This window comes from Nocardia aurantiaca, assembly GCF_009708175.1.
Classification (GTDB): Bacteria; Actinomycetota; Actinomycetes; order Mycobacteriales; family Mycobacteriaceae; genus Nocardia; species Nocardia aurantiaca.
In genome coordinates, this window is the sequence record NZ_WMBB01000003.1 from 110,303 (window position 1) to 134,014 (window position 23,712).

A 23,712-nucleotide genomic window follows, 5' to 3' on the forward strand; every position below is an offset into this window, starting at 1 on the left:
ACCGCACACCTCTCTCGGCCGCTCACTCGGCCAGACTCCGCCAGGTCCCCATCGATTCAGCGCTCCCACAGTGGAATTCGGATATTGTTGGCGCGGGCGACCGATTCGGCGTCCTGGTATCCGGCGTCCACATGTCGCAGCACCCCCGTGGCGGGGTCATTGGTGAGGACGCGGTCGATCTTCCGCGCGGCCAGGGGCGTGCCGTCGGCGACGGTCACCTGGCCAGCGTGGATGGAGCGGCCGATGCCTACCCCGCCGCCGTGGTGAATGGAGACCCAGCTGGCGCCGGAGGCGGTATTGACCAGGGCGTTCAGCAGCGGCCAGTCGGCGATGGCATCGGAGCCGTCGGCCATGGATTCGGTCTCGCGGTACGGCGAGGCGACCGAGCCGCAATCGAGGTGGTCCCGGCCGATGACGATGGGAGCGGAAACCTCTCCGCGGGAGACCAACTCGTTGAAGCGCAGTCCCGCGGCCCGGCGTTCGCCGTAGCCGAGCCAGCAGATGCGGGCGGGAAGGCCCTGGAACGCGACCCGATCTCCGGCCAGACGGATCCAGCGCGCGAGGGATTCGTGTTCGGGGAACAAGTCGAGGATGGCGCGGTCGGTGGCGGCGATATCCGCCGGGTCGCCGGAGAGCGCCACCCAGCGGAACGGCCCCTTGCCCGCACAGAAGAGGGGCCGAATATAGGCGGGGACGAAGCCGGGGAAGTCGAAGGCGCGCTCATATCCGGCCAGCTTCGCCTCGCCGCGAATGGAGTTGCCGTAGTCGAAGACCTCCGCGCCGCGATCCATGAACCCGACCATCGCACCGACATGTATCGCCATGGAATCCCGTGCGCGACGCGTGAATTCGTCGGGCTTCCGCCCCGCGTAGTCGTCCCAGTCCGCCAGGGCCACACCGATCGGCAGATACCTCAGCGGGTCGTGCGCGGAGGTCTGGTCGGTGACGATATCCACCTCGATCTCCCGGCGCAGCAGCTCCGGGAGCACCTCGGCGGCATTGCCGATGAGTCCCACCGACAGCGGACGCCGTGCCGCCTTGGCGGCCAGCACGCGAGCCAGCGCGTCATCGAGATCGTCGGCGATCTCGTCCAGATACCGGGTCTCGACCCGCCGGCGCGCATGCCGTGGATTGCATTCGATACACAGCGCCGCACCGCCGTTCATGGTGACCGCCAGCGGTTGCGCCCCGCCCATGCCGCCCAGGCCGGCGGTGAGTGTGAGGGTTCCGGCGAGGCTGCCGCCGAATCGCTTGGCCGCCACCGCCGCGAAGGTCTCGTAGGTCCCCTGCAGAATACCCTGCGTGCCGATGTAGATCCAGGACCCGGCGGTCATCTGCCCGTACATCGTCAGTCCGGCCGCTTCCAGTCGCCGGAATTCCGGCCAATTCGCCCAGTCCGGCACCAGATTCGAGTTGGCGATGAGCACCCGCGGCGCCCACTCGTGGGTGCGCAGCACGCCGACCGGCTTACCGGATTGGACCAGCAGCGTCTCATCCTCGCGCAGGTCGACCAGGGTGCGGGCGATGGCATCGAAGCTGGCCCAGTCCCGGGCCGCCTTGCCGGTCCCGCCGTAGACGACCAGATCCTCGGGCCGCTCGGCCACCTCCGGATCCAGATTGTTGTGCAGCATGCGCCACGCCGCTTCGGCCTGCCAGTTGCGGGCGGTGAGCGCGCCGCCGCGTGCGGCTCGGACGGTTCGGGTCATGACGAAACCTCCGTGTCGAGAAGGTGATCCGCCGCCCCCGACCGCACCAGGTCGACGACAGCGGCGATATCCGGTGCGAGATGGCGGTCGGGCCCCGGTCCCGGCACCCGGGTCCGCACCAGATCCCGCAGCGCACCCGTGACCGGAGCGGGTCGCAGGGGCTCCCGGAAGTCCAAGGCCCGTGCGGCGGTGATCAATTCGATGGCGAGCACCGTCGTCAACCCGTCCACCGCGCGCCGCAGCTTGCGGGCCGCCGTCCAGCCCATGGACACGTGGTCCTCCTGCATGGCACTGGACGGAATGGAGTCCACCGAGGCCGGCACCGCGCATCGTTTCAGCTCCGACACCGCCCCGGCCTGCGTGTACTGCGCGATCATGTAGCCGGAGTCCACGCCGGGATCCGCCGCCAGGAACGCGGGCAGCCCATGCGATCGATGCACGTCCAGCATCCGGTCGGTGCGCCGCTCGGCAATGCCGGCCACATCGGCGATGGCGATGGCCAGGAAGTCCAGCACATAGCCGATGGGCGCACCGTGGAAGTTGCCGTTGGATTCCACCCGGCCGTCGGCCAGGACGACGGGATTGTCTATGGCGGAACGCAATTCACGCTCGGCAACGGTCTCGGCATGGTCCAGGGTGTCCCGCGCCGCACCGTGCACCTGCGGCGCGCACCGCAGCGAATACGCGTCCTGCACCCGTGGACAGTCGTCGCCCCGGTGGCTGGCCACGATCTCCGACCCGGCCAGCGCCGCCCGCATGCGCGCCGCCGACACCGCCTGCCCGGGATGCGGCCGCAGCTCCTGCAGATCCGCCGCGAACACCCGGTCGGTGCCCAGCTGCGCCTCGACGCTCATGGCCGCGGTGAGGTCGGCCAGGTCGAACAGCCGCCGCAGATCCTCGATGGCCAGCACCAGCATGCCCAGCATGCCGTCGGTGCCATTGGTGAGCGCCAGGCCCTCCTTCTCCGCCAGGGTGATCGGGGTCAGTCCGTGCTCGGCCAGCGCCGGTGCGATCGGGCGCGGACCGTCGGGTCCGAGCACGTCGCCCTCGCCCATGAGCGCCAGCGCCACGGCCGCCAGCGGGGCCAGATCCCCCGAGCAACCCAGCGAACCGTATTCCGGCACAACCGGAATCAGCCCGCTGTCCAGCAGTCCGGCCAGCACCCGCGCGGTCTCGGGCCGCACCCCGGTGTGCCCGGACAGGAGGGTGCGCAGCCGCAGCAGCATCATGGCCCGCACCACCTCGGCCTCGACCGGAGCGCCGGCCCCGGCGGCGTGTGAGCGAATCAGCGAGCGCTGCAGGTCGGTTCGCCGATCCGCCGGAATGTGCCGCAGCGCCAGTGCCCCGAACCCGGTGGACACGCCGTAGACCGGCCGGTCGCTGTGCGCCAGCTCGTCGATGTGCCGACGCACCCGCGCCAGCTCCGCCAGCGCGTCGGCGTCCAGTTCGACCCGCGCCCCGCGCCGGGCCACGGCCACCACCGCCGCCCGCGTCAGCGGTCCCGCGCCCACCGGCACCCGTTCGGTTCCGATTCGCGTCATGAACACCATTCCAGCGCTTTCGGCCGCAGAGAGCGAGCACCCACGGCCCGGTTTCGCCCGTTATTTGCCGGTCGGCGAGTCTCGACCTGCCGGAGCAGTACGGACTCGCGCCCATCCCCGGGCAGGCAACCGGGCCCTGCCCGACCATGGTCCATCGTGGCCGGAGCAGGCGGGGTATTCACCCCGTGACAGCGAGCGCGTCCGCCCGGGGCGACCCGCGCATCGGCGATCATGCGAGGCGGCGGCCCAGCCCGCAGGCGCCGACGACGCCGTCGAACGGGCGCCGGAGCGCCGCCGCGATGGTGCGCGACGTTTCGGATGAAGTCGATCGCCACGTGAGGCCGGTTGCGGGCGAGCCGAACTCAGGTCGAGAACGGTGAGCCCGCACCCTCCGCCCGGGTCTGTCCCTCCCGCCCGGCGGCCGCCAGCGGCACCGCGACGTCCTCGAGCGCACGCCCCTCGGCGTCGACGGCCAGGAAGTAGGCGACCAGCCCGCCCGCGATCATGATCGCCGCACCGAGCAGATAGCCGAAGAACAGACGGACCGGATGGGAGCCGTCGCCGATCAGCGCACCGTAGATCACCGGCCCGAGCGCGCCGAAGCACTGTGCGATGGCGAAGAACACGGCGATCGCCTTCGCCCGCACCTCGAGCGGGAAGATCTCGCTCACCGTGAGATACGCCGAACTCGCGCCCGCCGAGGCGAAGAAGAAGATGACGCACCAGCAGGCCGTCTGTGTGATCGCGTTGAGGACCCCGGCGTAGAACAGGACCGCCGAGATCGCCAGCAGCATCCCGGACAGGATGTAGGTGCCCGAGATCATGCGGCGGCGGCCGATGGTGTCGAACAGATGCCCGGTGGTGAGCGGCCCCACCAGGTTTCCGACCGCGAAGGCGATCAGGTAGAGGGGCGTGGAAGCCGACGGCACCCCGTAGAACTTGCCGAGCACCAGTGTGTAGGTGAAGAAGATCGCGTTGTACAGGAACGATTGGCTGATCATGAGACTCGCGCCGAGGATCGCGCGGCGCGGGTACTGACGGAACAGCACCCGGGTCAGGGCCACGTACCCGATGCGATCGGTGGGTTTCACGTCCATGGCGCGGGACTCGTCGACCGGCGGCAACCGCACACCGGTGGCCTCCACCTCGCGCTCGATCTCCTCGATCGACTCCTCGGCGGCGCGGGCCCGGCCGTGCATGATCTGCCATCGCGGGCTCTCCGGAAGATGACGGCGTACCAGCAGAATCACCAGGCCCAGCACCGGACCGATGAGGAAGCCGAGCCGCCAGCCCAGCGACAGACTCAGTTGATCGAGCAGGATGAAGGTGCCCAGGGTGCCGATAATCGCTCCGGCCCAATAGGTTCCGTTCACCGCGATATCGACTCGACCGCGATATCGGGCCGGAATCAGCTCGTCGATCGCGGAATTGATGGCCGCGTACTCACCGCCGATGCCGGTGCCCGCGACGAATCGGGTGACGTACAGGAAGATCACCCAGCCCGCGCTATTGCCCGATGTGACGGCGGTGAGCCCGCTTCCGAGCAGATAGATGCCCAACGTGACCAGGAACAGCTTGCGCCGGCCCAGCCGATCCGAGAGGTTGCCGAACACCAGCGCCCCGACCACCTCGCCCGCCAGGTACACCGTCGCGATCAGGCCGACCGAGGTCGAAGACATGTGCAGCGTCTCGGGTTTGGTCAGGGTGTCGGCGACCGCGCCGGCCACCGTGATCTCGAGGCCGTCCAGAATCCACGCCACCCCGAGCGCGACCACCAGCCGGGTGTGGAATCTCGACCACGGCAATCGATCGATCCGAGCGGGCACCAGGGTCCGCACCACGCCGCCTTCGTCGAGCACCTCCGCCATCACGACTCCTGACTACGGTCCGCGTACTCTGTCTACCCACCCTGCGCCGGGGCAAACGATAACGCCGCCCGCGAGGGGCGCGGCTCGACTGCGGTAATGCGTGAAAGACCGCATCCCGGCCGTCCGATTCCCCGGACGCCGCCAGGCGAGCAGATGCTGTCCGCCCACCCGGATGCGGGTCTGCGGATCGCGCGAACCTCGGCACCGAGGTCGCCAAGGGGAAATGGCATGGGGCTGAATACGATCGACGAGTCCGGATGGGGCGCGAAGGTGCCCGATCGGCCGTCACCAGCCGTTATGCGTGTGACCAGCGGCCGGACGCGTACGGGCCCGGCTATTCGGCGATGAGTTTCTCGAACGCTATGGCTAGCATCGGCGTTCGTGCGTTCAGTTTCCGGGGGAGTTTTCTCAATTCGACTGATCGCCCTCGTGGCGGGGGTGCTCGGTTTCGTGCTGGCGGTGCTCACACCGCTGCTGCCGGTTCGGCAGGATCGGGCCGGTATCGATTGGCCCCAGGCGCAGGCGGCCCAGCTGACCGCCCCGCTGGTGGACTATGTGCCGCTGTCGATGGATGTGAGTGTGCCGTGCGCGGTGCTGCGGGATATGCCGAGCGGGACCGTGCTGTCGACGGTGCCCGCGCAGGCGCCGGGCGGCGCCGACAAGGGGCTGATCGCGCGCATCGAGGACAAGCCGGGGACCGGTCGCACGCTGTCGGTGACGCTGCGGAACATCCCGCTGCTCACCGCGTCCGTATTCGAAATGACCGGCGTCGGAACGGCTTCCGACCCGGCTATCACCTCACCGTCCGGCGTCGTCCCGCAGGGCGGAACCACACCGACCTCCGCACCCGGCATCATGCCTCCATCGGGAGGAAACCCCTTACCCGGCGCGACGCCTCCGTCAGGTGCGAGCCCTGCGCCCGGGGCGACGCCCCCGTCAGGAGCGACCCCGCCGCCCGGTGCGGCCTCGCCATCGGGTGCGAGCCCTGCGCCCGGAGCGACTCAGCCGACGGGCTCGAACCCGGCGCGGGGTGCGACACCGCCACCCGGCGGCGCCCCGTCATCGGGTGCGACCCCGCCGGCCGGAGCCGCGCCGCCGCCCGGCAGCACACCGCCGCCCGGCAGCACACCGCCCGCTGATGCGCCGGCGCCGCCGTCGAGCGGCAATGACTCCGGGGGTACGGCGACCGGGCCCGGGACCGGGACCGGGCTGACCCCGAATCTGGCCCAGCACGGCGGTTGCGGTGCGCTCGTCGTGCATTCGGCCGCGGACGCCACCACCGCCGAGCTGACCGGGCTCGAAAGGCAGGACGGCACACCGTTGCGGACCACGCTCACGCAGGATGTGCGGCCGCAGATCGTCGGCGTGTACACCGACCTGGACCGCACCCGGTTGCGTGGCGCCACGCTGCATGCCGAGGTGGATTCGCGGTTCTCGTCGAGCCCGAGTGCGCTGAAATCGGCGGCTACGGCGGGTGCGGTGCTGTGCACGCTGGTCGCGCTGGTCTGCCTGTACCTCATCGATGCCACGGACGGGCGGCGTCGGCGGCGATTCCTTCCGGCCCGCTGGTGGCGGTTCACGCGCACCGACGCCGTCGTGCTCGTGACGCTGGGTGCTTGGCATGTGATCGGGGCCAATACCTCCGATGACGGCTACATCCTCACCATGGCGCGGGTCTCCAGGTACGCCGGATACACCGCCAACTACTACCGCTGGTACGGCGTCGCCGAGGCGCCGTTCGGGTGGCCGTACGAACTGCTCGCGCAGATGACCCGCCTCACCGATGCCGGCCTCTGGATGCGGATGCCCGCCTTGTCGGCCGGGGTGTTGTCCTGGTGGGTGATCAGCCGGGAAGTGTTGCCGCGCTTGGGTTCCCGGGTACGGATCGGTGCGGCGCCGAGATGGACCGCCGCGCTGGTCTTCCTGGCGTTGTGGCTGCCGTACAACAACGGCCTGCGACCGGAGCCGCTGATCGCCCTGGGCGCCGTGCTCACCTGGTGCTCCATCGAGCGCGCCATCGCGACCCGCCGCCTGCTGCCCGCCGCCGTGGCGGTGCTCATCGCGGCCTTCTCGCTGGCGGCCGGTCCCTCCGGATTGATCTGCCTGGCAGCCCTTTTCGCTGGTTCACGGCGGGTATTGCACATACTCATCGCGCAGGTCCGGGCCGAATCCGGCGGTCTGCTCGGCTATCTCGCGCGGATCACGCCCGTCCTGGCGGCGGGCACGCTGGTGCTGACGGTGGTCTTCGCCGATCAAACGCTCGCCTCGGTCGCGGAGGCGACGCGGGTCCGAAAGCTGGTGGGCCCCAACCTCTCCTGGCCAGACGAGCCGACTCGCTGGATCTCGCTGCTGTCGCTGACGCCGGACGGCTCGCTGTCGCGCCGCTTCGGCGTGCTCGCCATGCTGCTGTGCCTCGGAGTGTGCGTCGCGGTGGCGCTGCGCACGGGTGGGCGGATTCCGGACACCGCGCGCGGCCCGGTCGCCCGGGTTCTCGGCATCGCTGTCATGTCGCTGCTGCTCATGGCCTTCACACCGACCAAGTGGACCCACCACTTCGGCGTCTACGCCGGACTGGCGGGCGCGCTCGCGGCTGTGACGGCGGTCGCGGTGGGCGGCGATGCCGTTCGGCGGCGGTACCTGCGCTCGCTGTTCGCGGCGGCGGTGCTGTTCCTGGTGGCATTCTGCTTCACCGGTTCCAATGGCTGGTGGTACGTGTCCGGCTACGGCGTGCGCTGGCCGGATCGCGCGCCGCTGATCGGCAGCACGACCGTCGCCTCACTCATCTTCGGTCCGGGCGCGCTGTGCCTGCTGGTGGCGGCCTGGCAGTACTACCGCGAGCCCTATCTCTCGTCCGGAAACGACAAGTCTTCCAACGTGTTCGACCGTATCGCCCTCCGGCCGCTGACGGTCGCCGCCGCCCTGCTGGTGGCGTTCGAAGTCGCCACCATGGCCTCGGCCGCCTGGACGCAGTACCCCGCCTACTCGGTCGCGCTGTCGAATCTGCGTGCCCTGCAGGGCAAACCCTGCGCCATGGCCGATGACGTGCTGGTGGAGACCGAACCCGAGGACTCGCTCCTCCAGCCCTACACCGGCGCCGCGGCCGATGGACTCGCCGCTGACAACAGCGGCTTCACCGCCAACGGCGTCGGCGATCTCGCCCCCGAGGGCGGCGGCCCCGGTGGGGGCGGCCGCAAGCAGCCCACCACGCCGCCCGGCGGGGCCCCCGTCGACAAGCCCCAGGCCGAGGCCGGCATCAACGGCAGCACCGTGGCCCTCCCTTACGGCCTCGATCCCAAACGCACCCCGGTCCTGGGCAGCTATACCACCGCCCAGCCCCAGCCCGCCCATCTCACCACGCAGTGGTACCGCATGGATCTAGCTGCGGCCCAACAGGATTCCAGCTACCGAGTACTGGTCCTGACCGTCGCCGGCCGCATCGCGGGCGAGGAACAGGGTCACCGGATCGACGGCGCCCGGCTGCGCTTGGAGTTCGCCCACCGCACCGACGACGGCGCCATCCAGCCCCTGTCCACACTGGAAGCCCCCACCGTCGGTGGCGCCCCCGGCTGGCGCAACCTCCCCATCCCCCTCGACCGAATCCCCGCACAGACCACTGCGATCCGCCTGGTCGCCAGCACCGACGACCCCACCGGGAAACAATGGCTGGCCCTCACCCCGCCGCGCCTGCCCCACCTCGCCACCCTCGACACGGTGGTCGGCCACGATGCCCCGGTCCTCACCGACTTCCACGTCGGCCTGGCCTTCCCCTGCCAACGCCCCCTCGGCCACCGCGACGGAGTCGCCCAACTTCCCACCTGGCGCATCCTCCCCGACAAACTCAACGCCCAGGTCTCCGAATCCTGGCAAGGCGACTCCGGCGGCGGCCCCCTGGGCTGGTCCACCCTCCTCCTCCGCTCCCGGACCATCCCCGCCTACCTCGACCATGACTGGACCCGGGACTGGGGCGAGCTCCAAAAGCTCACCCCCTACGTCGAAACCCCGACCGCCCCGGTGACAGTCCGAGTCGAATCCCGTTGGGGCTGGGTCGACGACACTCCCATCAAGGCCGCCCCCGACCCCGCCCAGAGCCACTAGACGAGCTGGTGGCGGCGCGACGTCGGGAGAGGGTTTCGGGTGAGCGTCACGATCTCCGCGTCATTGCTCATTACGTGATCATCGCCGGGATCGGCTGTGCCGCGACATAATTCGAGCAGCGGACCTGCACGAAAATGGATCCGCCGCCGCCCGGGTGACGGGCGACGGCGGATCTTTCGATTGCCGCTGTCAGTTCTGTGGGCCGGGGGCCGGGCCACCGGCGGGCTGTTCGCCGTTCGGGGGCTGGCCGCCGCCGGGGCCGTCGGCGGGAGGCTGGGCGGGCTGGACGCCGGGGGGCAGCGGCTTGCCGATGTGCTGGGCGATATCGGGGAGCATGCGGTTGGCCACCTGCTCCCAGTTGCCCCAATTGTGGACGCCGATGCTCGGGAAGTCGTAGCTGACGTTGTCGTAGCCCAGGTCCTGCAGGCGCGCCTGGAAGGCCTTGGTGTTGGCGAGGGCGATGCCCTCGAGCGGCATGCCCTGGATGACCGCGTCGGCCGAGGACAGGTCCTGCTGGGCCGGGACGGCGCTGCCCGCGGCGATGTAGAGGCGGGTGTTGTTGCCGATCAGCTTCTGCGCGAAGCCGTACGGGTCCATGCGCTGCCATTTGGCGCTGCCCGCGGCCGCCATGGAGTCGATGTTGTAGCCACCGGCGGCCAGCAGGGCCAGGCGCAGCGCGTCGCGCATGCCGGGCGCGGACATGTACAGGTAGCCCGACAGCGAGCCGGCGTAGTTGAACTGGTCCGGGTGGTAGGCGGCCATCAGCAGGGCCGCGCTGCCGCCGCTGGACAGCCCGAAGATGCCATTGCGAGAGTCGCTGAACCCCAGACGATCCCGCAGGGCGTCGCGCAGGTTCTGGGTGAGGAAGGTCTCCCACTGGTAGGTGTAGGACTTGCCGGAGGTCTCGTCCCAGCCCGCGACCGCCGAACCGGAATCCCGGCTCGGGAACAGCGAGGCGTCGGGATTGACGCCGCCGAAGCTGCTCGGAGCGTCCCAGTCCTGGTAGAAGCTGGACTCACCGCCGACCGGCATCACCACATTGATATTGAACTTGGCCAGCGCCGCCGGGATGCTGGTGTGAATCTCCCAGCCGTTGTAGTCGTTCTGCGCGCGTTCGCCGTCGAGGAGGTACACCACCCGGTCGGTATTGCCGTCCGCGGCCCGCACGATCCGGGACTTGATCGAACCCATGCTGGAGTCGACATAGAAGTCGAACGCATTCGGATTCGTGTCCGCCGTGGCCGGTCCGGTCGTCATGGCCCCGAATGGCAACAAGGCGGCCACCGCGGCTCCCACCAGGCCCCGCTTGGCCCATCCACCCCGCATATCCTGTTATTGCCTTTCCGCTCCACGGCCGCACCACGGCCGCACCCCTCGATCCTCCCCCGCTCCCCTGTTCCCGGCGCGGCGGTTCGCCGAGCAGCATATCCGCTGCCGCGGGGTCCGGTCTCCCCGAATCCGATTGCGGCCCAGACAGCTGATGCGACAACCTCTTGACCAGCCGCTGCGGGGAGCGGAGAGTGAACCGATGCGCACCATGGCCGAAGAGCTCAGTCCAGCTCCCACTGAGGGTTTCGAACGCGTGGGCGCGGTGGAGCTGCGATTGACCCCGATGGGCGCCGCTGACATTCACGGCTCGATCGATGAAATAGCCTGCGCCGCAGCGGCAATTGGCGGCGAGTACTTCTCTGTGAATGATTCCATGGGTTCGCGGATCACCGCGACGGTGTACCGCCGCACGCGGCGGCCGAGCCGGTGGCGGTGCAGGCGGCGGTAAGCACGCGCATGGCGCCGCACTTCAGATGGTGAACCTTCGTGAGAACGAGCCACTCTCGGATCGCGTGGGGCCGCGTCCATCGACCCCACCAGATAGCCGAGCAGATCGGCGACACCTCCGCGTCGCAATGATTCGTTAGGCGACCCGGAAGATTTCTCGCGAAGGCTGGCATCGTGAATGGTTCGGTCCCACGGGGACCGAACACCGGCGAAGGGGGCACGGATGGAAGCGGCGGTACTCGTCCTCGGCGTGTTGATCGGCATTCCGCTGATGCTGCTGGCGGTGCTGCTGCCCATAGCGGTTCTCGCCGAGCGGGATCGAAAGAGACGACTGCACGAGTGGGCCAAGGCGAACGGCTGGACGTTCCAGGAACGATCGTCCGCGCCCTGGACCACGCGGCTGCCCGGCCGCAATCGCCGCGGCCTCGGGGTCACCCTGACCGGAATCGTGAACGGGCGCTGGGTGACCGTGGCCGAATACCGCTACGAAACCACGTCGAGCACAGGCGAATCCACGACTGCCAAGACCCACCGCTACATCGCCGTGCTGGTGCTGCTGGACCGAGCGCATCCGTCACTCGCGGTGCGCGAGCGCGGAATGATGTCGCAGTTCGGGAGGGCGCTGTTCGGCGACAAGCCGACCGCGACCGGCAATGTCATGTTCGACGCCCGGTTCCGCATCGACGCCGCGGATGCGGGATACGCCAAGGCCATGGTCGGCCCACATCTGGTCGCCGCGCACATCGCGGGCGCGGTGCCGCAGTGGAGCCTGGTCGGCAACGAGCTGCTCGGCTTCACCCCGGCGGGAAAGCTGAAGGATCCGAACCTGATTCCCTGGTACGCCGGACAGCTCTCGCGCGTGGCCGATCTGCTCGGTCCGGTCGATTTCGCCGCCGGCCCCGGACCCCGCTAATCGTCTCCGCCGCCCGCGGATTCGCCCACGACCGTCGATTCGACGGTGAACGCGGCGCTGCGGCCGCGCGCGTCCAGGCGGCCATCGCCCCAGCTGGCGCTGCCGTAGGCGTCGATATCGATCGCATACGCGCCCGCGGGCAGTGCCTCGGGCAGCTGGATGGAGGTCCGGTCCTGCCAGTCGACCAGTCCCAGATACGTCCGGCACGGCCGGGATCCGAGAGCCACCAGGAAGATTCGCGCGGACTCGAACCGCTTGCGCACCGCCGCGTCCACCGACCAGCCCACGCCCAGCGACCGATGCGCCGCATCGGTGAAATCGACGGTGACGCGCAGCGCCGACCGCTCCTCGAGTCCTGTCCGGATCCGCACGGCTGCCTCCTCGAGACGTCCTATCCGTCATCCAGGCTGGCATGGACGCCGCGGCGAGGCAATGCGAATCGGGCCGGTCAGCCGTGCCGGATTGCGCCCTCGAGCTACGCCGTGACCTGCGCGGGATCGTCGGCGAAATACACCTGGTCCGCCAGCGGCGCCGGCAGGAAGCCCTCGGACTCCGTACGCTCGAACTGGGTCAGCAGCCCGTCGTAGACAGCTCCGCGAACTCCCGCGTGCCGCGTATGGCGCTCGCCGAGGTCGGGGGCCACCGTATCGCCAGTCGGCGGGCGCGCGGCTCAGACCTTGTCGTCGAGCGTGACACGCACGCAGACGCGGCCGTTGTCGCGCTGCGTCACCGCGTGACCGGTGCGGTCGACGCCGTTCAGGCGCAGCGAAATCGGCGCGCCCGCACCCTGGAAATTGCGCCACCAGTTCTTCTTGTCCGGCATGGCGACGCCGATGACGAGCTCGTCCCCCGAGCGCCAGTAGTTGACCGGGGTGGAGAAGGTCTTGCCCGAGCGCCGACCGGTATAGGCGATGACGACGAACCCGCGGCCCATGATCGGGCCGATCACCGGCAGCTTGGTCAGCGCCACCACACCGGCATTGGCCACGCTCACCATGTGTGCCACAACATTTTTCAGTGCCATGTGCCCTCCTTGTCAGGGCACGGTAACAGCCCGGGGCCGAACCCTCGGCCAGCGGCCCGGGGCGGCGAACCGCCCCGGGCCGGGCGACTCTAGGGGACGAGCAACCTCGTGAGGAGATCGTTCACGGCCGCGATGACGTCACCGATGAAGTGCGGAATCATGCGCTTTCCTTTCTCTTTAAATGTGAACAAACATCACTAACCAGTCGGTTCTATCTCGAACCGACAACTGTGCTGATTATCTATTCGTTGCCGAAGATCGGACGGATGGCAATGAATTGCCGCGCAGCTCAGGAATATCCGGCAAATACCCTGGAAGGGAACAAAATTCGATGTCAGGTCACACTTCTTCGGCCAAAGAATGTTTGCTGTGAATTGTCCCGGCTATGCCGTCCGCTTCACGGCATCGACCGGGCAAATCGCAGTGAGTAAAACGTACGGCGGCGGCCTCCGCGCGCCGCGCCACCGACAATCCGTACAGCAGCGCGAATACATACACGATGACGTGAGCGTTCTCCAGGATCGGCTCCGTGTGCCAGGGCTTGGGCAGGACGAAGACGCCGACAGAGGCGAAATCCGGAGTCCATTGGTAGGTCCAGGCACCGGTCGCGACGACCAGCCCCGCGGCGGCGAGCCACCATTGCGGCCGGGCCTGTGCCCGGTACACCAGATGAACGAGCAGCGGGACGAACCACACCCAGTGGTGGCCCCAGGAGAAGGGAGATACCGCGCATGCCGTCATTCCCCCCAGCGTCACCGCGAGCAGGCGCTCACCACAGCGGTCCAGTGCGACGACGATCGTCAGCCCCGCGCCCGCGACCACCCCCGCGAGGACCAGCCACAGCCACATCGGCGCGCTGCCGCCGGTCAGGTGCGCGAGCACCCCGCGGATCGACTGGTTGGCGGGCTCGGTGTCCGGTGCGATGCGCTCGGAATGGAAGAAGGTCGAGAACCAGTACTCCCGCGAATCACTCGGCGAGACGATCCAGGCCAGGGCGATCGTCGCGGCCAGCGCGACGGTCGCGGTCGCGGCCGAACGCCATTGGCGCAGCACCAGATACTGCACGATGAAGAACGCGGGCACGAGTTTGATCCCCGCCGCCAAGCCGGCACCCAGCCCCCGTAACCGCCCGCCATCGGGCCGCGAGAAATCCCACAGCACCAGCAGCATCAGCACCAGATTGATCTGGCCGTAGAACAGCGTGGTGCGCACCGGCTCGAGGAAAACACACGTAATCGCCAGCAGCGCACTGATACTCGCGAGCCTCGGGCTCAGCCGATAGCCCAGCATGCGCCAGCACAGCAGCACACAAGCATACAGCACAACGAGATTCACCAGCAGGAACGCATCGGTGAGCCAGGCAGCGGGAACGGCCAGTCCGGGGAGGAACACGATGGCCGAGAAGGGCGTATACGTGTACAGCAGCCCGCCGACGGTCTCGCCCCGGTACAGCGAATACCCGTGCAGCAGCCGCCAGGCGCCCTCGCGGTAGATGTGCACGTCCAGCCCGCCCGCGAGGATTCCCGCCTTCTCCAGCCGGGGATCGACCGACGCGAACACCAGCGCCAAGGCCGCCGCGGCGCTCACGGCGAGCACCAAAAGTGTTGTAACGGAGCGAGAAACATCCCTCGAGCGCGAATCGGACACAACGGGTCAGCCTAGTGAACGGCCTGACAGCTCACGACCGCCCGTGGGGCGCGCCCGACACCAAGCTCGCCTGGGCGATGATCGCCGAACCCATCCAGCGGCGCAGATACCGGCGCAGTTCGTCATCGCCGCGCGGCGGATTGCCCGGTGAGATGAAGAACGACTGCATGGTGCGCAGCAGGAATTCCACCAGTTCGCGCAGGGATTCGTCATCGTAGCCGTAGCGCCGCCAGTCGACGTCGAAGCGCTTGATCATGGTGATGCCGAAGGCCTGCGCCTCCTCCGAGGTGACCCCGGCCGGGCCCGAGTTGGAGTACGTGGCCGTGAGCAGAATGCCGAGGTGCGGTGTCCGCCTCACCTCGGCGAGGGTGTAGACGACACCCTCGGTCATGGCCTCGACCGGATCGGTCATACCGCTGACGTGCGCGGCCAGCCGGTCCAGGAAATCGTCCACGGAGGCCATGGCCGAGGCCCGCATGAGCGCGTCCGCGCTGGGGAAGTATCGGTACACCGTCTGCCGGATGACGCCGAGGGATTCCGCGACGTCGGCGATGCTGATCTCCGCGCCGGTGCGCGCGATCAATTCGACTGCGGCGGCGACTATTCGACGGGACGCCTCCGCATCGTTCTCCGGCGGACTCCCGCCCCACCCGCGCCTTCGTGCCACGGCCCGACCGTAACACGCGGGCTCACGCCACCCCGCACGGCAGCCCCGCTGAGCAGGGATTTCTAATCATACACTTGAACAGTCTCATGTATGTTTGTATGTTCACAACGGCATCGGAGCGCGCGACCGGGCCATTGGACCCATCCACCTCCGGAAGACGAGGTATCGCCGAAATGACGGATTTGATCGTGCGGAAGCTGACTTTCGCATTCGAAGACCACGAGGTGCCGTTTCTCTGGAATCCGGAGAACCCGGCCTTCTCGAGCATGGCCAACGCGGTGTCGTTCCTGGCCATCGGATTCGAGAAGATGATCGTGCAGATGATCACCCAGGCCAAACCGCAGATCACCGATCCCGCGGTCGCCGAGGAAGCCGACGCGTTCATGCGCCAGGAGGGCCAGCATTCGACCGCGCACCGCCAGCATGTGCGCGGATTGATCCGGAGCTATCCGGGTTTGCAGGAGACCCTCGACGAGGTGGTCGGCGAATTCGACAAGCTCACCGCGAATACGCCGCTGAAATATCGACTGGCCTACACCGCCGACCTGGAAGCCACCTTCACCTCGGTGTTCAAACTGATGCTGGACAACGAGGCCGCGCTGTTCCGGCCCGGCGACGATCGGGTCGCGTCCCTGTTCATCTGGCACTTCGTCGAGGAGGTGGAGCACCGCAGTTCCGCGCTCATCATCTTCGAGTCCGTGGTGGGCAGCGATCTGTACCGCATGCGGATGGCGCCGTCCATTTTCCGGCACGTGCTGAAGGTCGTCCGGATGGCGTGCGCCGGGTTCAACAAGCATGTGCGACTCGAGGATCGCAAGATCGACGCACTGGCGATGTTCGCGACCTATCGCTACCAGCAGCGGCTGGGCCGGCTGCTGCCGCGCTTCGCGCTGCCCTACGCGGGTCCGGGCCCGCGGGCGTTCGACGCCCTGCCGTTGGGCGAGCAGCTCATCGCGCTGCGCGGCATCATTCGCAGCCAGCTGCCCAAACATGATCCGGCACACGAGAACACGCCCGCGCTGGCCGATGTGTGGTTCCAGCGCTACCAGGACGGCTACGATGTGACGCGCTGGTACAGCGCGGAAACAGCCGGGGCGGAGGCGAATTGATGGCCGACCATTGCGCATCCACCTTCGACCAGCTCGCCACCTCGCTGGGGTTCTCCTGCGACACGGCGGGCGGGCTGGTCGAGGTGAGAAATCCGCTGGCACTGGAGAACTGGACGCTGCCGGTCCTCGAGCTGACCGTGATCCTCGGCTCGGCACTGGCGCTGGTGTGGGCCATCGTGCGGCTGCGCCGGCACGGCGATCCCACCAATCTGGTGCTGTGGTTCGGCGCCACCGCGTACCTGTTCATCATCGAGCCGCCGCTGTATTTTCCTGCGGCGTTCGGTATTTCGGGGCATGTGGACACGATGTTCGCGCACAACGTCTTCACGGTGGATTTCCTGTGGGGACGGCTGCCGCTCTACATCGTGGCGATCTATCCGTTCATGGCGACGATCGCGTATGAAATCGTCCGGATGCTCGGAGTATTCCGCACATACGGCGCGCTCGCCGGGTCGGTCTGTGCCGGCTTCGTGCACCACGCGTTCTACGAGATCTTCGATCACATCGGCCCGCAGCTGCGCTGGTGGGAATGGTCGACCTCGAATCCGTTGAACCAGCCCATGTTCGATTCGGTGCCGCTGCCGAGCGTGGTGGTCTTCGCAGCGCTGTGGCCGATGTCGCTGGCGTTCTGCGTGTACTGGTTCGTGGGCCGCCGCGTCGACGGGGGCGAGCGCTTCACCGGGCTCCAATTGGTATGGCGCACAATCGTGATCGGCCTGCTGGCCTCACTCGGGACCTTCATCCTGCCGCTGCCGGCCACGGTGCTCGGCGCGGGCAGTACTACGGTTCGCGGCGTCGTTTACGCGCTCGAGTTGATCGTGCTCAGCGTGGTGGCGATCGCACTGCTGTACCGCCGCTGGGCTCGGCTACGGCAGAGCGGGTCCACCGAAGCGCGCTACGACAACGAGTTCGTCCGCGTCTACAGCGTGGTCTACCTCATTGTCATGGGCGTGCTCTGGGCCACCGCCCTGCCCGATTTCCTGGACGCCACCGATGGCGTCACCCGCAATGGGGACCCCATCGGCAACCCCTGGTACACCCTCGCCTGCTTCGCCATCGCCATCGCTTGCGTCGCAGCCGTTTCCACTCGGCCCGCCGCAATCCCTTCGGAGAATCAGGAGCCATCCGCTACTGTTGATCGCATGTTCATCTCATGGAAGGGCGGTTTCCGCCCGGGCCGTTGAGCCCCTTCACGCCAGTGCGAGCACTGGCTCTCGATGAAACTCTTCCCTACTCCCGGCGCATGCGGGAATTGGCGCTCGCCGCCCGGCAACTGGCCGGGAGTTCAACCTTAGCGGACGTACTGTCGCAGCTCAGTGCGGTCGGTGCGGACGGTCCGCGGCTCGCGCTGCACATGGCCATGGCCGCGCGCGATCTCGCCTATATCGATGGTGTGCTGGCCGGGCCGGACCCGGCACTGCGTCGCGCGGCCCTGCGGGCCGTGCGCACGCTGCCGGTGTCCGATGCCGCGATCATGGCGGCCCTGGCTGATGCGCCGACCGACCTGCGGCGGGCGATCTACCGGACGTTGCGACACACCGGGCGCACGGCGCTGGCCGACGGTTTACTCCCGGAAGTACGCGCACGCTGGGGCGATCGGGAAGCGGCGGCGCTGCTCCCGGCCTGCTCGACCGGTGTAGTGGCGCGGCTGCTGCCGGAGCTGTTGCACGTGAGCACGGCGTGGCGGGCGATCGGCCGCGGACATCCGCTGGCACTGCTGGACGCGATCGACGGCGTGACGACGCACGACTACTACTGGTGGCGGCGTTATCGGCGCGGGTTCTCCGAAGCGGCCCGGCTGGAACCTCAACGCGCGCTGGATGTTCTGGACAGCCATTTGCGGGGCCGCTGGCGAGGCGAGCTGTCCCCGCCGGTGCTGCGGGCGCTCATCCGCTGCGATGCCGCGCGGACCGCGAGCATGGTGTCGCGGACCCCCGCCTACTACATCGATCCGGCGCAGTCGCTGCTGCTCGCGCACCGGCCCGTCCTGCCGACGGACGCGATCGTGGGGCTCATCTCGGCCTGGCAGTTGCCGCATGCGCTCCCCCTGCTGCCACCGGGCCTGCGCGAAGGGGTGTACGACGCGGTGCTGGATCGGGACGCGGACCAGGCCAAGGGCCTCGCGACCCAGTCCGCACTGCGTTGGTTGCCCGCCGGGCGGGCCGCCGCGGAGGCCCGCCGCATGCTGGAATGGCATGGTTCCGTGTGGCATTCATCGCGGCGACGGCTCGACGATCCGATGTTGCCCTTGCGTCTGACGGCGCACCTGCCGTTCGAGGAGGCGGTGGAGGCGCTGACGGCCGCGGCCTATGGCGGTGACGCGCGGATGCGCGGGGCGGCCCGGGCGCTGCTCATCGAGTGCGCGGTCCGGACCGGCGATCCCGCGACCCTGCGCGTCGTTCTCGACGAGGTCGCCCGCCGGACCCGCCACGAGCAGGACCCGGTCCGGGCGGAGGTATTGGAAGGTATTGCCCTGCTGCGCATTCCTGTGCTCGAGGATGGCCTGGTCCCCGCACTCACCCTCATCACCGACGCGGTGGTTCGAGCCCGCGACACCTCGGATCGCAGCATGTACGCGTTGCGCCGATCGGTGTCGCGGGTGATTCAGCACTGTGACGCGAATTCCGTTCCTGCGCTGATGGACTGGGCCTTCGAAACCTATGCGCGCCTGATCGGCCGGTTCGGGTATCAGGTACTGCGCTGCGACCCGGACCGGCCCTACCGGATCGAGCGACGATATCGACGGCGGGTCGAGGAGCACCGGTCCTTCGATTCCGGGCGCGATCGACTGGACCGAGTGCTGCCGCGCGGTGCGGAAGTCCGGCTGCTCGCGGCCCTCGAGCCGCACCTGAGCAAGGAGCGCGAGCGGCACAGCACCGCGCTGGCCATGGCTTTGGTCAATTCGTTCGGCCGGCGCGCCGACCGGCTGGACGAGCTCCAGGATGATCTGCGTGCGCACGACGAGTTCGAGCTCACGGTCCGGCGTGAGCACTGGGAGAGGTTCTGGTTCGCGGAGTTGGCGCGGCGGGACGGGCGGCTGGCGCGGCTTCTCATCGAGCATCCCCGGCTGAACTCGGTTCACGACCTGTGGCGCGTGGTCGCACGTGAACGCAGTGATCTGCTCACCCTGACGCTCGCCGCCGTGCGTACGGAGGACGACGGCTGGGTGCCGGCGATCACCGCGTCGATGGCGTCGCGCTGGACCGAATCACAGCGTGATCACGTTCGCGAGGTCATGGGCTCGGCGGCGAAAGACACCGCGCTGCCGGTTGATACGCGGCTGCATGCGGTGCGGACACTCGGTCTCCTGCCCGGCAGCCTCGCCACTCTGGCCGAGCTGGCCGACCAGGAGGACATCCCGATCGCGGAGGCCGCGCTCGATGCCGCGGCCCGAGTGGGTGCACGCGATTGTCCGGTTGTCGCGGGATCGACCGATACATCGCCACGTTCGGGCAGCGCGCGGGCCATGGCGTTGTTGCTCGACCACGCCGCCGGATCGACCTCGGCCGCCGCGGTCGCCGCCATGGCCCGCTGTGCGCGCTCGGTGCGCCCATCGGTTCTCGGTCCGTTGCTGGTGGCGGCGCTGACCGGGCCGGATCGCAAGATCACCGTCCGCAAGCAGGCGGCCCGCCTGCTGGAGCGGCATCGGGTGGAGCCGCTGGATGTGCTGCTGCGCCAATGGAATCAGCCGGATCTCCACGGGGATGTGCGGACGGCTCTCGCCGTGGCTCTGCAACATTGGCCGGAGAATCCCCGCGCCCTCGACGCGCTGCTGGACGCGGCCGCTCCAGGCGCGGGGGAGCTCCTCATTCGAACCCTGTGTCAGACCGGCCCGCTCGACTACGCGCCCGCCGACCGCCCCCGCTACGCGGTCCTCGCGCGTCGTCTCCTCACCGCCTCCGACGATCCGGGCGTGCGCTTCCGCACCACCCGCGCCTTCTCGTCCTGGGCCACTTATTACACCGCCGGATGCACCGATCTCATTGCGGCCGTGAGTGACCCGGCCGACCCCCGCGGCGCCGACGAACTGCCCATCCTGCTGGCTCTCTTCGACGCCGGCGTGCTCGGCGACGAAATCCTCCCGGTCCTCGATCCACTGCTCACGGCGCCCCGCGACGATACCGCCCGCCACCGCGCGCGCTCCATCATCGGACACGTCACGAGCCGCATCGCCGGCGATCATCCGACCGCCGCGGATCTCCACCTTGCCGCCGAACTGCAACGCCGGCTGGCGACTCACCCACTCTTCCTGGAGGATTCGGCCGCCCTGGCCCTGCACCTGCTCCCCTTTCCCACCGACCCCGCCTCAGCCGAAGCCCTGTCCACCGGTCTGCTGTCCTTCGCCGCGCTTCTTCATGACCGCCCCCTGTATGTCACCACCCTCACCGACTACGCCCTGGCCCGCCACTTCACCCGGCGCGATCACAGCGTCCCCGCCCAGCTCATGCTCCCCGCCGCCACCGCCCTCACCGAACACCCTTCCCTCCCAGCCCAACTCCTGTCCCTTGCCCTCATCGCCACCTGGGCCCCGCGCGCGGACTGGTCCCCGCAATGGCGGCGCCTGCTCGACCACCTCCGCGCCTCCGCCCATCTCGAAATCGAACAACGCGCCTGGAATCTGTGCCCGTGCGGCTGATCCCGGTGATTACGCGACGCTCTGCTCGGAGAAGACGGTGGCGCCGACCAAAGCTCGGAGGGTTCCGGCATTCGGTAGATGGCGGCCGGCGTCGGCCGGCCCGCCACGGCTGGGCGGGTCGGCGGGGACGCCGTGCTCAGATCTTCTTGCCGATGCCGCCGTAGAGCGAGACATTCTTGTCATGGCCGGGCGGGTATTCGATGCCCTCGCGGCGCCAGCGGTGAATCACCTCCACACCGGGGTCCACCAGTTCCAGCCCGTCGAACAGTCGCGCGACCTCGTCACGGGTGCGCGGCCGCACCGGGATACCGCGATCGATGTAGACCTGCAGCAGGCGCGCCATGCCGTCGGGATCCGAGTCGCCGTCGTCGAAGTCGGTCGTCACGTGCGAGATCGCGAGGTAGGAGCCCGGCGCCAACGGCTTCATCAACGTTTTCACGATCTCGTGGACATCACCGGGCACGAAATGGAGCAGCGCCATCAGCGATACGGCCACCGGTTGCGAAAGATCCAGCGTCTCCAGCAATTCCGGCGCCGCGAGGATCGCCGCCGGATCCGCGGCATCGGCCTGAACATACGCGGTCCGACCCTCGGGCGAGCTCACCAGCAGCGCCCTCGCATGCGCGAACACGAGCGGATCATTGTCCACGTACACCACCCGAGACTCCGGAGCCAGCCCCTGAGCAACCTGGTGCAGATTCGGCTCCGTCGGAATACCCGTCCCGATGTCGAGAAACTGGCGAACACCGTGATCAGCCAGATATCGCGTAGCGTGCCGCATGAATTCACGATTCGTGCGCGCGGTCACCCGGACCGCCGGAAACTCCTGCAGCGCCTTTTCCGCCGCATCACGATCCGCCTGGTAGTTGTCCTTACCGCCGAGGAAGTAGTCATACATCCGAGCCGAATGCGGCACATCGGTATGCAAATCGATCGAACCGGACACGGCAAGTCTCCTCGTGTGCTGAGATTGGAAACCCCTTATAACGCTAGGTATACCGCAGCCGGGCGATTCGCACGACGCGATCGTGAACAACCCTCGCCAGGAAGTCAGCGTGAGGACACCGTCCTCGCCGGATCGCGACCGACAACACCACCGCGCCCGCACGCCCCGGATCTCGGACCGAGGTATGCCCGGTCCTCGACCACCTCTCGGGGACCTTCAGTCGGTATCGCACTCGGCGGCGGCCAACGTGATCGCCGCAAGCTGCGCCTCGACCGTCACGAAGTCGAAAACCACCGCTCCGGAGCGGAACTCCCGTCCCAGACCGTGGAGGAGTTCCATCCATTCCCAGCTCACCGCGATCTCCGCGTCGATGGGGTCGAGTTTCGCGCCGATCGCCGGTCCGGCCTTGTGCCGCAGGACGCGCAGACGCCATTGACCGAGGAAGCGCCGGAAGCGGTCCAGTGCCGCACTCGCCCGTTCGGTCTGGTGCGCGACGATCGACAGTTGCGCATTCACCTCGCGCATCTGGTCGGCCATATCGCACAGCCCGATGGCGGTCGCGTCGCACAGCAGGGGTACCGCCTTCAGCGTGCGCGCCGGGGCCGCGCCGTCGACCACTTCGGCGGCGAAGGCCGCGACCATGCTGTTGTACAAGGCGGCCAACGAGATTCGGAACCGCAGCTCCGTCACCGCCGTACGCAACCGGTCCAGTTCGGGCCCCAGCGTGTGCAATGCGGCGACCGCTTCGCTCATTGGTTCACCCATCACCCGGGCGATATTGAGCAGCACCGGATGCTCTGCGGCGACCCGCTCGGAGGCATCCCTGGCCGCGACAACGGATCGATCGATGCGGCGGGTGATGTCGGCGACCCGAGTAGCGGCGGTCATGAGTCGGCCGCACAGCTCCCGGTATTCGCCCAATCGCCCAACAACCTCAGCGAGCCTCGCATCCACCAGCGCGGTGCCCGCGAGCACGGAACCGATGGGCCCGGACAAGTCCGGCCGCGGTGACGTCGCCGAGACCAGATTGCCGCGAGCCGCGATCTCCGCGGGCAGAGCTTCGTGCATGAACTCGTCGTACGAACGAAATCCGTGGCGACACAGTGCTTCCTCGAGCCCGGCCATGCCGCTCGCGGCGATGCCACGGCGGTCGTTCCCGGAACCGCGCGCTGCCTGCTCCGCGGTGCGCGCCTGCGCGTAAACCTGTTCGGCGAGGCCGAAATACGGGCTGCACGGAGCGAGCCGCACCGAGACATAGCCATCACGCACCGGGCTCATCATCGCGAACACCCAATACGCCGTTCCGTCCTTGGCCCGGTTCCTGACGAACGCCCCCACCGGTCGGCCATCGGCAAGCCGTTCCCACATCAGCCGGAACATTCCGGCCGGCATATCGGGGTGGCGGACGACATTGTGCGGCCGTCCGGCCAGCTCGTCGAGCGCGTAGCCCGATACGCGGGCGAAGACGGAATTCCCCAGGCCGATCACACCGCGCCGGTCGGTGGTGGAGAAGAACAGTTCCGTCGGCCCCAGGATCAGGTCGCCCGCGTCGACCGGCGAGACCAGTTGATCCGCAACCTCTTCTGCATACGTAAGCACCGGGCAACCGTAGAGCAACGAGAACGGGCGACCACCGCGGGGCGGAGTGATACATACCGCAATTCAGCTGAATGAGACTGTCGGCAAACGGGATTCACCCCATCGCAAGGGCAGTCGGATATCGGACATTGGGACCGAAAGACATTCGAATCAGTGACATAGGTCCCACCGGTTACATCATCGAT

Annotated in this window: 17 protein-coding genes; 6 read left to right on the forward strand and 11 right to left on the reverse strand. The window is 68.3% G+C overall.

Going from position 1 to position 23,712, the window contains the following annotated elements:
- Positions 1-56: 56 nt before the first annotated feature.
- The 3 genes from hutU to GLP40_RS06730 form a co-directional block, all read right to left on the reverse strand.
- Complete coding sequence (gene hutU, locus GLP40_RS06720; protein WP_154786990.1) at positions 57-1,706, reverse strand: urocanate hydratase; 1,650 nt, start codon at positions 1,704-1,706, stop codon at positions 57-59.
- A complete protein-coding gene (gene hutH / locus GLP40_RS06725; RefSeq protein WP_154786991.1) occupies positions 1,703-3,247 on the reverse strand; it encodes a histidine ammonia-lyase in 1,545 nt (514 codons plus the stop codon). The genes hutU and hutH overlap by 4 nt, the downstream gene beginning before the upstream one ends.
- A gap of 362 nt (positions 3,248-3,609) precedes the next feature.
- Positions 3,610-5,115: an MFS transporter gene (locus GLP40_RS06730; RefSeq protein WP_154786992.1), complete on the reverse strand. Its 1,506-nt coding sequence runs from the start codon at positions 5,113-5,115 to the stop codon at positions 3,610-3,612.
- A 381-nt stretch (positions 5,116-5,496) separates the two neighbouring features.
- On the opposite strand from GLP40_RS06730, the gene GLP40_RS06740 reads away from it, so the two are divergent.
- Positions 5,497-9,210, forward strand: coding sequence for an arabinosyltransferase domain-containing protein (locus GLP40_RS06740; protein WP_328289799.1), 3,714 nt, complete (start codon positions 5,497-5,499; stop codon positions 9,208-9,210).
- 189 nt (positions 9,211-9,399) lie between these two features.
- Here GLP40_RS06740 and GLP40_RS06745 read toward each other — a convergent pair whose 3' ends face one another.
- Positions 9,400-10,536 carry an alpha/beta hydrolase gene (locus tag GLP40_RS06745; RefSeq protein ID WP_154786993.1) on the reverse strand — a complete coding sequence of 379 codons (1,137 nt, stop codon included), beginning with the start codon at positions 10,534-10,536 and terminating at the stop codon, positions 9,400-9,402.
- 202 nt (positions 10,537-10,738) lie between these two features.
- Between GLP40_RS06745 and GLP40_RS06750 the strand changes: the two genes are divergently transcribed.
- Both GLP40_RS06750 and GLP40_RS06755 read left to right on the forward strand, forming a co-directional pair.
- Positions 10,739-10,987: a hypothetical protein gene (locus tag GLP40_RS06750; RefSeq protein WP_154786994.1), complete on the forward strand. Its 249-nt coding sequence runs from the start codon at positions 10,739-10,741 to the stop codon at positions 10,985-10,987.
- 222 nt (positions 10,988-11,209) lie between these two features.
- Positions 11,210-11,899: a hypothetical protein gene (locus tag GLP40_RS06755; protein WP_154786995.1), complete on the forward strand. Its 690-nt coding sequence runs from the start codon at positions 11,210-11,212 to the stop codon at positions 11,897-11,899.
- Here the strand turns inward: GLP40_RS06755 and GLP40_RS06760 are convergent.
- The 5 genes from GLP40_RS06760 to GLP40_RS06780 all read right to left on the reverse strand — a co-directional run bounded on the left by GLP40_RS06760 (position 11,896) and on the right by GLP40_RS06780 (position 15,237).
- Positions 11,896-12,270, reverse strand: a complete 375-nt coding sequence (locus GLP40_RS06760) for a hypothetical protein (RefSeq protein ID WP_154786996.1) — start codon at positions 12,268-12,270, stop codon at positions 11,896-11,898. The two genes, GLP40_RS06755 and GLP40_RS06760, sit on opposite strands and share 4 nt — an antisense overlap.
- Positions 12,271-12,374: 104 nt before the next feature.
- Complete coding sequence (locus tag GLP40_RS06765) at positions 12,375-12,542, reverse strand: LOG family protein (RefSeq protein WP_230329313.1); 168 nt, start codon at positions 12,540-12,542, stop codon at positions 12,375-12,377.
- Positions 12,543-12,569: 27 nt separating this feature from the next.
- A complete protein-coding gene (locus tag GLP40_RS06770; RefSeq protein WP_407671554.1) occupies positions 12,570-12,917 on the reverse strand; it encodes a nitroreductase/quinone reductase family protein in 348 nt (115 codons plus the stop codon).
- Positions 12,918-13,262: 345 nt separating this feature from the next.
- Positions 13,263-14,519 (reverse strand): glycosyltransferase 87 family protein, encoded by a 1,257-nt coding sequence (locus GLP40_RS06775; RefSeq protein ID WP_328289800.1) that lies wholly within the window; start codon positions 14,517-14,519, stop codon positions 13,263-13,265.
- A gap of 82 nt (positions 14,520-14,601) precedes the next feature.
- Positions 14,602-15,237, reverse strand: coding sequence for a TetR/AcrR family transcriptional regulator (locus tag GLP40_RS06780; protein ID WP_328289801.1), 636 nt, complete (start codon positions 15,235-15,237; stop codon positions 14,602-14,604).
- Positions 15,238-15,410: 173 nt separating this feature from the next.
- Here GLP40_RS06780 and GLP40_RS06785 point away from each other — a divergent pair, with 173 nt between their 5' ends.
- From GLP40_RS06785 to GLP40_RS06795, 3 genes are read left to right on the forward strand one after another with little or no spacing between them, the layout of a single operon-like run.
- Positions 15,411-16,346, forward strand: coding sequence for a metal-dependent hydrolase (locus GLP40_RS06785; RefSeq protein ID WP_154786998.1), 936 nt, complete (start codon positions 15,411-15,413; stop codon positions 16,344-16,346).
- Positions 16,346-17,530 (forward strand): hypothetical protein, encoded by a 1,185-nt coding sequence (locus GLP40_RS06790; protein WP_230329314.1) that lies wholly within the window; start codon positions 16,346-16,348, stop codon positions 17,528-17,530. The genes GLP40_RS06785 and GLP40_RS06790 overlap by 1 nt, the downstream gene beginning before the upstream one ends.
- 59 nt (positions 17,531-17,589) lie before the next feature.
- The gene (locus GLP40_RS06795) at positions 17,590-20,982 is read left to right on the forward strand and encodes a hypothetical protein (protein ID WP_154786999.1); all 3,393 of its coding nucleotides are present in this window, start codon (positions 17,590-17,592) and stop codon (positions 20,980-20,982) included.
- A gap of 136 nt (positions 20,983-21,118) precedes the next feature.
- On the opposite strand, the gene GLP40_RS06800 is transcribed toward GLP40_RS06795, so the two are convergent.
- Positions 21,119-22,018 (reverse strand): SAM-dependent methyltransferase, encoded by a 900-nt coding sequence (locus GLP40_RS06800; RefSeq protein WP_230329315.1) that lies wholly within the window; start codon positions 22,016-22,018, stop codon positions 21,119-21,121.
- Between the two features lie 126 nt (positions 22,019-22,144).
- A complete protein-coding gene (locus GLP40_RS06805; protein WP_328289802.1) occupies positions 22,145-23,527 on the reverse strand; it encodes a PAS domain-containing protein in 1,383 nt (460 codons plus the stop codon).
- Positions 23,528-23,712: the final 185 nt, after the last annotated feature.

What these genes read in the sequence shown, in the direction of transcription:
- hutU (WP_154786990.1), bottom strand. Translation starts at nt 1,706, where the DNA reads ATGACCCGAACCGTCCGAGCCGCACGCGGCGGCGCGCTCACCGCCCGC.
- hutH (WP_154786991.1), bottom strand. Translation starts at nt 3,247, where the DNA reads ATGACGCGAATCGGAACCGAACGGGTGCCGGTGGGCGCGGGACCGCTG.
- GLP40_RS06730 (WP_154786992.1), bottom strand. Translation starts at nt 5,115, where the DNA reads ATGGCGGAGGTGCTCGACGAAGGCGGCGTGGTGCGGACCCTGGTGCCC.
- GLP40_RS06745 (WP_154786993.1), bottom strand. Translation starts at nt 10,536, where the DNA reads ATGCGGGGTGGATGGGCCAAGCGGGGCCTGGTGGGAGCCGCGGTGGCC.
- GLP40_RS06750 (WP_154786994.1), top strand. Translation starts at nt 10,739, where the DNA reads ATGCGCACCATGGCCGAAGAGCTCAGTCCAGCTCCCACTGAGGGTTTC.
- GLP40_RS06755 (WP_154786995.1), top strand. Translation starts at nt 11,210, where the DNA reads ATGGAAGCGGCGGTACTCGTCCTCGGCGTGTTGATCGGCATTCCGCTG.
- GLP40_RS06785 (WP_154786998.1), top strand. Translation starts at nt 15,411, where the DNA reads ATGACGGATTTGATCGTGCGGAAGCTGACTTTCGCATTCGAAGACCAC.
- GLP40_RS06790 (WP_230329314.1), top strand. Translation starts at nt 16,346, where the DNA reads ATGGCCGACCATTGCGCATCCACCTTCGACCAGCTCGCCACCTCGCTG.
- GLP40_RS06795 (WP_154786999.1), top strand. Translation starts at nt 17,590, where the DNA reads ATGCGGGAATTGGCGCTCGCCGCCCGGCAACTGGCCGGGAGTTCAACC.